This is a genomic window from Neisseria sp. HMSC15G01, assembly GCF_001808255.1.
GTDB classification, from domain to species: Bacteria; Pseudomonadota; Gammaproteobacteria; order Burkholderiales; family Neisseriaceae; genus Neisseria; species Neisseria subflava_A.
The window spans coordinates 241,173-252,518 of sequence record NZ_KV792686.1 but is presented as its reverse complement, the minus strand read 5'-3'; the positions used below and the strand labels follow the sequence as shown (position 1 = coordinate 252,518).

The 11,346-nt window shown below is 47.5% G+C and carries 13 protein-coding genes; 4 read left to right on the top strand and 9 right to left on the bottom strand.

What is annotated here, in order from left to right:
- Nucleotides 1-11 precede the first annotated feature (11 nt).
- From HMPREF3139_RS07620 to HMPREF3139_RS07605, 4 genes are all read left to right on the top strand, one after another.
- Nucleotides 12-479, top strand: coding sequence for an FxsA family protein (locus HMPREF3139_RS07620; RefSeq protein ID WP_070461443.1), 468 nt, complete (start codon nucleotides 12-14; stop codon nucleotides 477-479).
- A 178-nt stretch (nucleotides 480-657) separates the two neighbouring features.
- Entirely contained in the window at nucleotides 658-2,505 is a 1,848-nt protein-coding gene (locus HMPREF3139_RS07615) for a lytic transglycosylase domain-containing protein (protein WP_070461442.1), read from the top strand.
- Nucleotides 2,506-2,782: 277 nt separating this feature from the next.
- On the top strand, nucleotides 2,783-2,995 hold the full coding sequence (gene rpsU / locus HMPREF3139_RS07610; protein WP_003680926.1) for a 30S ribosomal protein S21: 213 nt from the start codon (nucleotides 2,783-2,785) through the stop codon (nucleotides 2,993-2,995).
- Between the two features lie 97 nt (nucleotides 2,996-3,092).
- Nucleotides 3,093-3,539: a GatB/YqeY domain-containing protein gene (locus tag HMPREF3139_RS07605; RefSeq protein WP_070461441.1), complete on the top strand. Its 447-nt coding sequence runs from the start codon at nucleotides 3,093-3,095 to the stop codon at nucleotides 3,537-3,539.
- Nucleotides 3,540-3,602: 63 nt separating this feature from the next.
- Here the strand turns inward: HMPREF3139_RS07605 and accD are convergent, their stop codons facing one another.
- The 9 genes from accD to infC all read right to left on the bottom strand — a co-directional run bounded on the left by accD (nucleotide 3,603) and on the right by infC (nucleotide 11,344).
- On the bottom strand, nucleotides 3,603-4,469 hold the full coding sequence (accD, locus tag HMPREF3139_RS07600) for an acetyl-CoA carboxylase, carboxyltransferase subunit beta (RefSeq protein ID WP_070461440.1): 867 nt from the start codon (nucleotides 4,467-4,469) through the stop codon (nucleotides 3,603-3,605).
- A gap of 75 nt (nucleotides 4,470-4,544) precedes the next feature.
- Nucleotides 4,545-5,330 (bottom strand): tryptophan synthase subunit alpha, encoded by a 786-nt coding sequence (trpA, locus tag HMPREF3139_RS07595; protein WP_070461439.1) that lies wholly within the window; start codon nucleotides 5,328-5,330, stop codon nucleotides 4,545-4,547.
- 326 nt (nucleotides 5,331-5,656) lie between these two features.
- The gene (locus HMPREF3139_RS07590) at nucleotides 5,657-6,004 is read right to left on the bottom strand and encodes a hypothetical protein (protein WP_063076401.1); all 348 of its coding nucleotides are present in this window, start codon (nucleotides 6,002-6,004) and stop codon (nucleotides 5,657-5,659) included.
- On the bottom strand, nucleotides 5,988-6,290 hold the full coding sequence (locus tag HMPREF3139_RS07585; RefSeq protein ID WP_003680933.1) for an integration host factor subunit alpha: 303 nt from the start codon (nucleotides 6,288-6,290) through the stop codon (nucleotides 5,988-5,990). Before HMPREF3139_RS07585 ends, HMPREF3139_RS07590 begins: the two co-directional genes overlap by 17 nt.
- 115 nt (nucleotides 6,291-6,405) lie before the next feature.
- Complete coding sequence (pheT, locus tag HMPREF3139_RS07580) at nucleotides 6,406-8,769, bottom strand: phenylalanine--tRNA ligase subunit beta (protein ID WP_070461438.1); 2,364 nt, start codon at nucleotides 8,767-8,769, stop codon at nucleotides 6,406-6,408.
- A gap of 103 nt (nucleotides 8,770-8,872) precedes the next feature.
- Entirely contained in the window at nucleotides 8,873-9,862 is a 990-nt protein-coding gene (gene pheS / locus HMPREF3139_RS07575) for a phenylalanine--tRNA ligase subunit alpha (protein WP_003683075.1), read from the bottom strand.
- A gap of 248 nt (nucleotides 9,863-10,110) precedes the next feature.
- Entirely contained in the window at nucleotides 10,111-10,470 is a 360-nt protein-coding gene (gene rplT, locus HMPREF3139_RS07570) for a 50S ribosomal protein L20 (protein WP_070461437.1), read from the bottom strand.
- Between the two features lie 12 nt (nucleotides 10,471-10,482).
- Nucleotides 10,483-10,680: a 50S ribosomal protein L35 gene (gene rpmI / locus HMPREF3139_RS07565; protein ID WP_003675505.1), complete on the bottom strand. Its 198-nt coding sequence runs from the start codon at nucleotides 10,678-10,680 to the stop codon at nucleotides 10,483-10,485.
- 142 nt (nucleotides 10,681-10,822) lie between these two features.
- Nucleotides 10,823-11,344 (bottom strand): translation initiation factor IF-3, encoded by a 522-nt coding sequence (gene infC / locus HMPREF3139_RS07560; protein ID WP_079453677.1) that lies wholly within the window; start codon nucleotides 11,342-11,344, stop codon nucleotides 10,823-10,825.
- Nucleotides 11,345-11,346: the final 2 nt, after the last annotated feature.

The following is an 11,346-nucleotide window of genomic DNA, read 5'->3' as shown; positions in this document are numbered from 1 at the left end:
AACAAACACTTATGCAGTATTTTGGAATCGGTTTTTTGGTTTTAATCTTTTTGGAAATCATGTCCATCGTCTGGGTTGCCGACTGGATAGGTGGCGGCTGGACGCTGTTTGTGATGGCTCTCAGCTTTATCAGCGGTATCTTTATGCTGCGCCATACCGGCATTTCCGGCCTTTTGCTCGCAGGCGCAGCCGTCCGCAGCGGCCAAAACATTTCCCTCTATCAGATGCTGTGGCCGATTCGCTATACCGCCGCCGCGGTTTTCCTGCTCAGCCCAGGCTTTATTTCAACCGCTGTCGCCCTGCTCTTACTGATTCCGTTTAAAGGCAACGCGGCCGTTTCTTCTACGCAGTCTTTCCAAAGCCGTCAGACTTATAGCTCCGCCAAAGATGATGAAGACATTATCGAAGGCGAATATACGGTTACGCGCACCAGCAAAGCCGACAAACCGCAAGACTATATCGAACACAAACCCGATTGACGACTTCCTTTATAAAAGGCCGTCTGAATTAGGAATACCTCAAAAGTGTTTCATATTTCAGACGGCCTTAGTCATTTCCAGGCTTTGAAAATGTAAATATCGGTTTGTAATTCGGTTATTCCGCATAAATCATTTAAAATAAGCAACTATTTTGATTCTAAAAACGACACGGTATCCAATGAACGTTCAACGTCTTTTCCCTCTCTCCCTCAGCTTGATTACCGCCGCTGTTTTATCGGCGTGCGCCACCCAAAACACACCGACTGCTTCGAAAACCGAAACCGTCGTTCAGCCTAAATCTACTTCTATTCCTTCACGCCGCGCCGACAGCGAATCCAAAGTTCTGTCCGATTACAGCCAATACCAAAGCGCCATCGATGCTGCCAAACGTGGCGACGATGCTTGGGTACAACAATTTTTATCCCAAGCCAGCGACAGCGCAATGGCTGAAAACGTCCGCAACGAATGGCTGAAAACCTTGGGCGCGCGCGGCCAATGGGATTTGTTCCGTCAAGAATTCAGCAAATTGAACGCTGCCGGCGTCGCACAAGAAGTGCAATGTTATGCTGATTTGAGCAGCGGCAATTACAGCAAAGCCGCCGAACTGGTTCGCGTGACCAGCAAACTGCCTGCCGGCTGTACCCGCTTGGTTGAAAGCGCGGCAGCTTCAGGCCGTCTGAACACCAACGACGCATGGCGTCGCGTGCGCGGCTTGTTGAGCAACAGCCAAACCACAGATGCACGCAACCTCGCCGCCGCATTGGGCAGCCCCTTTGAAGGTGGCGCACAAGGTGCGACCGAATACAGCCTGTTGAGCGTAATCGGCAAAGATGCACGCAAATCCGCTTCTGCCGCAGCCACCCTGTCCGACATGGAACCCGGCCTCAGCCTCGAACAACGCAGCTTTGCATGGGGCGTATTGGGCCACTACCATGCACAAAGCCAAAACATGCCGACTGCTTTGAGCTACTACGGCCGCGTTTCCGACCGCAAGCAACTGACCGACGAACAATTGGAATGGTACGCACGCGCCGCTTTGCGCCTGCAACGTTGGGACGAATTGGCAAGCGTGATTCAGCATATGCCTGAAAAACTGCAAAAAGACCCGACATGGCAATATTGGCTGGGCCGCAGCTTTGCCGCACAAGGCAAAAGCAGCCAAGCCAAAGAAATGTATGAAAAAGCCGCCGCTTCCGGCCGCAATTTCTACGCCGTAATGGCAGGTGAAGAACTAGGCAGCCGCATCAATACGCGCAACAATGTTTCCGATGCCGATGCCAAAGACGTCCGCCGCATGAGCGAAGACGGTGCCATCAAACGCGCATTGGTTCTGTTTAAAAACAGCCAAAGCAACGGCGACTCTAAAATGCGCCGTCAGGCACAAGCAGAATGGCGTTTTGCCACCCGCGACTTTAACGAAGACAACCTGCTGACTGCCGCACAAGTTGCTTTTGACAACCAGTTCTACGACATGGCAATCAACAGTGCAGACCGTACCGACCACAAACTCAACTACAAACTGCGCTACCTCTCTCCGTTTAAAGACCTAACCGTCCGCTATGCCGCACAGGCTGGTATTGACCCGGCATGGGTTTACGGTTTGATTCGCCAAGAAAGCCGCTTTGTCATGGGCGCACAATCCAGCGTCGGCGCACAAGGCCTGATGCAGGTCATGCCTGCGACCGCCCGCGAAATCGCCGGCAAAATCGGCATGAGCAGCAGCGAACTCTACACCATGGACGGCAACATCCGCATGGGTACTTGGTACATGGCAGATGCCAAACGCCGCCTGCAAAATAACGAAGTGATGGCCACCGCAGGCTACAACGCCGGCCCAGGCCGCGCCCGCAACTGGCAGGCTTCTTCTCCTTTGGAAGGCGCCATCTACGCCGAGACCATCCCATTCACCGAAACCCGTGATTACGTGAAAAAAGTCATGACCAACGCGACTTATTACGCGTCATTGTTCAACGAACCGCAAACTTCGTTGAAACAACGTATGGGTACGGTTCCCGGTCGTTATTAATACGAGATAGGCCGTCTGAAAAGTGAGACAGAATCAAACGTTCAGACGGCCTGCAACCTTGACAGACTATCGGGTTTATAAGATAATCGCCCGATTGTTTCTGACCGAAAAGGTCACTTGCACGGCAAAAGCCGACTTGTTAGGAGGTGATGTTTACATCACGGCGCGTATCCCGCCCTGCCCTAGGCAAACCAGCGATACAACAACTCCCCCATTATGACAAACCGTCCTCTATTTCTTAAAACGGTTTGATTGAACAAAATTTAAAGGAAATAAAATGCCTGCTATTCGTGTTAAAGAGAATGAACCATTTGAAGTTGCCATGCGTCGTTTCAAACGTGCCGTAGAAAAAACCGGTCTGTTGACCGAACTGCGCGCCCGTGAAGCGTACGAAAAACCAACTACTGAACGCAAACGCAAAAAAGCTGCTGCAGCCAAACGTCTGCAAAAACGTCTGCGCAGCCAACAACTGCCTCCTAAAATGTACTAATTACAGGCCTGCCCTGTGATAAACGACACACCGCAAGGGCAGCTTTGTGGTGTGTTTTGTTTTTTCAGGCGGCCTCTTTATATAAAGTGAGAACATTATGAGCCTAAAAACACAATTAACCGAAGACATGAAAACTGCCATGCGCGCCAAAGACCAAGTGTCTTTAAGCACCATTCGCCTGATTAATGCCGCCATCAAACAATTTGAAGTAGATGAGCGTACCGAAGCCGATGACGCAAAAGTCATCTCCATCCTGACCAAAATGGTGAAACAACGCAAAGACAGTGCCAAAATCTATACCGAAGCCAGCCGTCAAGATTTGGCTGACAAAGAAAACGCGGAAATCGAAATCCTCAACCGCTACCTGCCCCAAATGATGTCTGCAGAAGAAATCAAAACTGTCGTTGAAGCAACTATTGCAGAAACCGGTGCATCAGGCATGGCAGATATGGGTAAAGTCATGGGCGTACTGAAAACCCGCCTGACCGGAAAAGCCGACATGGGCGAAGTCAACAAGGTTTTGAAAGCCGCATTGACTGCTTAATCATCAATAATCAAAAAGGCCGTCTGAAATATTATTTTCAGACGGCCTTTCTTATTGTGCTCATCAAGCAGCAGTTACTTTACCTTCATGACGCAACAAAGTAATCAAATCGCTGATACGTTTTTTCATGGAACGGCGATCGACAATTTGGTCGATTGCGCCCTTCTCCAACAAAAATTCTGCACGTTGGAAACCTTCCGGCAAGGTTTCGCGTACAGTCTGCTCGATAACGCGCGGACCTGCAAAACCAATCAGAGCATTCGGTTCTGCCAAAACCACATCACCCAAGAAGGCAAAGCTGGCAGATACGCCGCCCATGGTCGGGTCGGTCAATACGGAAATAAACGGCAGACGTTTTTCAGTCAGCAAATGCAAAGCCGCGCTGGTTTTCGTCATCTGCATCAAAGAGTTCAAACCCTCCTGCATACGCGCACCACCGGAAGCCGCCACGCAAATAAACGAACAATTATCTGCAACAGCACGGCGTACACCCTGAACGAAACGCTCACCCACGACCGAACCCATAGAGCCGCCGATAAAACGGAATTCAAACGCAGCCACCACGACAGGCAGGCCGTTCATGGTGCCTTTCATAACAACCAAAGCATCGTCTTCGCCGGTTGCTTTGCGCGCAGCAGCAAGGCGATCCGGATATTTTTTGCTGTCTTTAAATTTCAGCGGGTCTGTCGGTTTAATATTGGCTGCAATCTCTTCACGGCCTTCTTCATCCAAAAGCAGGTCCAAACGTTCGCGCGCAGAAAGCGGATTGTGATGATTACATTTCGGGCAGACTTCGCTGTTTTGTTTCAACTCGGTTGAGTAAACCGTTGCCGAACAAGACGGACATTTGTGCCACAGACCTTCAGGGACGCTGGACGAACTGCTTCGGTTTTTAATTTTCGGAGGAAGAATTTTATCTAGCCAGCTCATGAATGACTCCTTAGGATTCAGAATTTAGACGGCCAGTTAAACGTAAGGCCGTCTGAAATAATGGAATAAAAAATATTAGCGAATCGCGTCTTTCAACTCTTTAACCAACGCACCTACTGCTTCGGCCTCGCTACCCGCATGGCTTTCAATCTCTTTGACGATACGGCTGCCGACAATAACGGCATCCGCTACCGCACCAATTTTACGCGCATTCTCCGCATTATTGATGCCGAAGCCGACACCAATCGGAATATCGATGTATTTGCGCAAAAGCTCTATTTTACGCGAAACTTCTTCAGTATCCAAACTTGCAGCACCGGTTACACCTTTGAGCGATACATAATACACAAAACCGCCGGCTACTTTGGCAATCGTTTGAATACGCTCCTCAGTTGTTGTTGGCGCAATAAGGAAAATACAATCAATACCTTGCGCTTTCAACGAGTCATGCAAAGGCGCAATGGTTTCTACCGGAGAATCCACGGTCAACACGCCATCTACGCCTGCCTCGGCAGCCGCTTGCGCAAACGCCTGATAACCCATTTTATGTACCGGGTTCAAGTAACCCATTAACACAACCGGCGTTTTATCATTGGTTTGGCGGAACAAGCGTACTGTTTCCAATACATCGCGCAAAGAAACATGATTTGCCAACGCCCTTTCAGCCGCACGTTGAATAGTCGGGCCATCCGCCATAGGGTCAGAAAACGGCACACCTAGTTCCAAAATATCAGCACCATTAGCCACCAGGCTATGCATCAATGCCAAGGTTGTCTCAAGGCTGGGATCACCCACCGTAATATAAGGAATCAGTGCTTTTGCGCCATTGAGCGCTGAGAAAGTTTGTTGGATTCTGCTCATTTTCTGCTATCCATTTCATCGATTTGAATGTTGTCCGGCAGCCTGTTTATTCTGCCGTTACATTTGTTTTAAAAACCTCAGTCTGCCATGAAAAGGCGGTATCTATCCGCATTATCTAATGACTGGTTCTTTCCAATCGGCAAACAAGAGGCTAAGTATAACATTTACGGCTATTTCATAGAATCATTTGCAATCAAGATTCTGATATTTTGAAAGCAATATAAAACAATAAAGGCCGTCTGAAAATCATTCAAACAGCCTTTATTAGAATCAATTATGCAAATCTTTGTATGCCTTCGCACTTTTGATCAGAATTTTCTTATCGATTATAGCTCGACATGGTGATTTTGTTGTTCAGAACCAAGATGACGCTCCAAATCAGACAAAATCTGCATCAGACCATGACGGACTTCTTCTGCATTGGCAGCAGGATTGCCGTTTGCATCCAAAGCACCACGGCTGAACGTATCGATATATGGTTCAAACGTATCTTTCAGTTTCAACAACTTAACCACATCTGAACGCGTATATCGATCGCCACCGTATCCAATCACAACATTATTTTCATGTTGCCATTGGGCAAACTGAGCCGGACTGATTTGCACCAATTGGCACATTTCATCCAACGTAAAATAACGCTTGGCAGGAATAACCGGATTATTGTTGTTTGTCATAGTAATGCTCCACCATGCCTTTAAGTTTTTGGCTGGCATGGAAAGTTACCACACGGCGTGCGGTAATCGGCACTTCTTCGCCTGTTTTAGGGTTACGACCTGGGCGTTGAGGTTTGTCGCGCAATTGGAAATTACCGAAACCGGAAATTTTAATTTCTTCACCACGCGCCAAAGTGCTGCGGATTTCTTCAAAAAAGAGCTCGACGATTTCTTTGGCATCATTCTTGGTGACGTTGCTGACTTTGTCGACCAAAATATCAGCCAATTCTGCTTTAGTTAGTGTCATGTGTTTACCTTCATTCAAACTGGTGCAATTATTACCAAAATTCTTTTAAAAATCAAGTCTTCACCAAAAAATCAAATATTATTGGCAATTTTTGGCGACAACTTTTATCTTAATTTTAAGCGCGAAGCTGTGCGTCTTTTTCGGCTGCCGCTTTAATCATTTTCGCAACCAAAGGCTCGATGACTTCATCTGTCAGCGTGTTTTCCATATCCTGCAAAATAATTTTAACAGCAACGCTCTTCATGCCTTCAGGCACACCCGTACCGCGGTAAACGTCAAACACGCTGATTTCTTGAACCAGCTTGTTCGCCGCCGCTTTCAGGGCATTTAACAAATCATCATGCGTCACAGCTTCAGGCATTACAAATGCCAAATCTCGGCGTGCAGCTTGGAATTTGGATACAGACTGATAACGGGTTTTCTCACGACCCAATACAGTATCCATATCGATTTCAAATACCAGCGGCGCTTGTGGCAAATCATATTTTTGCAGCCATTTCGGATGCAACTCGCCAACAAAACCAACTACTTTGCCGTCTGAAACAATATTGGCGGCACGACCAGGATGCAATGCCGGATGTTCGGTCTTAACAAAGGATACTTCCTTGTTTTTCAAAAGGCTCTCAACATCGGCTTTCATATCGTAGAAATCCACGTTGCGTGTTTTCTCGCCCCATTGCTCAGGCAGCACGGAGCCATACCACAAACCGCCGATACGTTCGTTTTGAACAAATTGATCAGCCGAATCTTTGCTGAACACACGGGCAATCTCAAATACGCGTACACGGTTTTGCTTACGATTCAAATTGTTTTGCAAAACTTCCACCAAACCGCCGATAAGCGTAGAACGCATGACGGCATACTGCGCCGCCAACGGATTTTGCAGGCGGATAGGATTGGTATTGGCAGCAAAGTCTTGCTCCCATTGCTCATCCACAAACGCATAGCTGACCACTTCGCGGTAACCGCGAGCCGCCATTTCGTTATAAACCGCAAAACGAGGGCGTTTGGTTTCAGGCAAGGCCAACATTTTCAGACGGCCTGAAGTATAGTCGTCAGGAATATTCTCATAACCGTAAACGCGGCCGATTTCTTCAATCAAATCGGCTTCGATTTCGATGTCGAAACGGAAGCTAGGAGAAGTAACACGGAAGCCTTCTTCGGTTTTCTCAGGCTGCAAACCCAAGTGTTGCAAGATAATTTCGACTTGCTCGGCAGGGATTTCAACGCCCAATACCGTTTTCAGACGGCCTAAACGCAATTCGACCTGTTTTGCCTCGGGCAATTTGCCTTGTGCTTCAACCATTTCACCGGCTGCACCACCGCAAATCTGCAACACCAATTCGGTAGCACGCTCAATGGCATCAGCTTGCAAGCGGTAATCCACACCACGCTCAAAACGGAAAGAAGAATCCGAACCAAAACCGTATTGACGGGATTTACCCGCAATAATCTCCGGAGCAAACCAAGCAGCTTCCAGTACGATATTTTGCGTGTCATCTGAAACCGCGCTTGCCTCGCCGCCCATCAAGCCGGCCAAGCTCAACGCACCTTTTTCATCAGCGACCACCAGTGTATTGTCAGCCAAAGTAACCGTCTTCTCGTTCAGACACGCCAAAGTCTCGCCATTTTGAGCACGGCGGACAATCAAACTGCCTGACAGCTTGTCAGCATCGAAAACATGCATAGGCTGACCGATTTCCAGCATCACATAGTTGCCGATGTCCACCAATGCGGAAATGCTGCGGATACCGCTGCGTTCCAAACGTTGTTTCATCCAATCGGGAGTAGCCGCTTTCGCATTGACATTTTCAATAACGCGACTGATAAAACGGCCGCAGTCGGCCGGTGCGTCAATACGGACAGCCTGTTTTTTCTCACTGCCGATAAAGGCCGTCTGAATTTCAACAGGCCTAAACGCACATTGAGTCAACGCAGAAACCTCACGCGCAATACCCTTAACGCTCAAGCAATCAGCGCGGTTAGGCGTAATTTTCAACGTAAACAGCGTATCGTCCAAATCCAAGTATTCACGGATATTGGCACCGACAGGCGCATCTTCAGGCAGAATGTGCAGACCGTCTACACCATCATCAGGCAAACCCAGTTCATTGGTCGAACACAGCATACCGTTTGATGGTACGCCGCGCATTTTAGTCGGCTTAATTTTAAAGTTACCCTGCAAAACGGCACCCGGCAACGAACACGGCACTTTAATACCCGGCTTGACATTTGGCGCACCACAAACAATCTGAACCAACTCGCCCGTACCGGCATCAACTTGGGTAACGTTCAAACGGTCTGCATCAGGATGTTTTTCAACAGATTTTACTTCGGCAACAACCACGCCACTGAAAGCAGGGGCGGCAGTATCGATTTCTTCCACTTCCAAACCGGCCATGGTCAAAAGATGTTCCAGTTTATCGGCAGAAAGATCAGGATTGGCTTGAGTTTTCAGCCACGAATAAGGAAATTGCATATTATTTTCTCTACTATCAGGCCGTCTGAAACAAATTTTTATCAGACGAAATCAGTAATATCTATTCACTTTTCAGACGGCCTATCAAAAGACCATCTGAAATTTATTTAAACTGCTTCAAGAAGTTCAAATCGTTATCGAAGAACAAGCGCAGGTCATTGACGTTGTAGCGCAACATGGCAAAACGGTCGAGACCGATACCGAAAGCGAAACCGGTATATTTTTCAGGGTCGATATTCACATTTTTCAACACGTTAGGATGTACCATACCGCAACCACCTACTTCCAACCATTTGCCATTCTCACCCATAATGTCGATTTCGGCAGAAGGCTCAGTAAACGGGAAGAAAGACGGACGGAAACGTACTTGCAGGTCATCGCGTTCAAAGAAGCGACGGATAAAGTCAGTGAACACTGCTTTCAAATCGGCAAAAGTGACACCCTCTTCTACCCACAAACCTTCGGCCTGATGGAACATAGGCGAGTGAGTGGCATCACTGTCCACGCGGTAAACGCGGCCGGGGGCAATAATGCGGATAGGCGGCTCTTTTTTGTCGAGCATATAGCGGATTTGAATAGGCGAAGTGTGGGTACGCAAAACGTCGCCGTTTTCAACGTAGAAAGTATCTTGCATCGCGCGCGCAGGATGATTTGCAGGAATATTCAATGCTTGGAAATTGTGGAAATCGTCTTCGATTTCAGGGCCGTCCGCCACTTCAAAACCCATACCGTGAAACAGCTCAACCACACGTTGCAAAGTCAAAGTCACTGGGTGCAAACCGCCATGCTCTTGTGCACGGCCCGGCAAAGTAATATCCAAGGCTTCTGCAGCCAATTGGGCTTGCAGCTTGGCTTCATTCAGGGCATCGCGTTTGGCATTAAAAGCCGTCTGAAACTGATTTTTGCATTCATTGATGTGCGCGCCTATGGTTTTACGCTCTTCAGGAGACATTTGACCCAAAGTTTTCAAAAGTCCGGTCAATTCGCCGGTTTTACCAAGATAGCGTGCTTTAATTTGTTCTAAGGCATTGAAGTCTTGCGCGGCTTCAATAGCGGCAATACCTTCTGCAACGATACGGTTTACATTTTCCATGGTGGTTTATCGTCTGTTTGTTGATGGCAGGCCGTCTGAAACAACAAAGCCGTCTGTTGGATTTGATTACAAACCCGTTCAGACGGCCTTTTGTCTTACTGCGGCCAATCCGTTTGATAAGAGAGGCCTATTTTATCGCAAATTAGTATAAAAAAATAGAGTTTAAAGAAAGAAAATCAACTACATAGGATTTCTTTAAGAAAAGAAAAAAGGAAGCATAAGCTTCCTTTTTAAATAATCTTATCGAATTAAGCAGCCAAAGCAGCTTTAGCTTTTTCAACCAATTGTGCAAATGCAACTTTGTCGAATACAGCCAAATCAGCCAATACTTTACGGTCGATTTCGATAGCAGCACGTTTCAGGCCGTTCATGAATTTGCTGTAAGACAGACCATTTTCACGAGCACCTGCGTTGATACGAACGATCCACAGTTGACGGAATTGACGTTTGCGTGGGCGACGGTCACGGTATGCGTATTGACCGGCTTTCATTACCGCTTGTTTGGCAACACGGTAAACGTTTTTACGACGACCGCGGTAGCCTTTGGCTAACGCGAAGACTTTTTGGTGACGAGCACGAGCGGTAACACCGCGTTTTACGCGTGGCATATTTTAAACTCCTTAAGCGTAGGGCAACATTTTAGCAACAGAAGCCAAATCGCGTGAATCCACCATAGCGGTGCCGCGCAATTGACGTTTAGTTTTAGTGGTTTTTTTGGTCAGGATGTGACTTTTGAACGCATGACCGCGTTTTACACCACCGTTACCCAGTACTTTAAAGCGTTTTTTCGCGCTAGACTTGGTTTTCATTTTAGGCATTGGAAAACTCCATTCGTTATTAGATAAGGTATAAGGGGTTTTGAAATAAATTTCAAACACTTGGAACCCAAAATACCACGGTTTTTGCCGCTAATTAAACCTTATTCCGAGCGGCAATCGAAATAGGCCTTGCATTATAGCTTTATTTTTTCTTAGGCGCAATCATCATCACCATTTGGCGGCCTTCCATTTTAGGGAAGGACTCGATTTGCGCCACTTCAGCCAACTCTTCTTTTACGCGTTCAAGCAGTTGGGCGCCCAATTGTTGGTGGGCCATCTCGCGACCGCGGAAACGCAATGTCACTTTGACTTTGTCACCATCGGCAAGGAAGCGGTTGATGTTGCGCATCTTGATTTGATAGTCGCCTTCATCAGTACCCGGACGGAATTTAATTTCCTTGATTTGTACCTGCTTTTGGTTTTTCTTAGCTTCGTCGCGCTTTTTGGCTTGTTGGTATTTGTATTTACCGTAATCCATCAGTTTGCATACGGGCGGTTTGGCAGTCGGGGAAATTTCTACCAAATCGACATCTTGCTCTTCGGCCATAGCCAAAGCTTCACGAACTGAAACGACACCAAGCTGATCGCCTGACTCACTGATTAATCGCACTTCTTTGGCGGTAATTTCACCATTGATTCGTGCTTCGCGTTCTTGAGCGATGATGA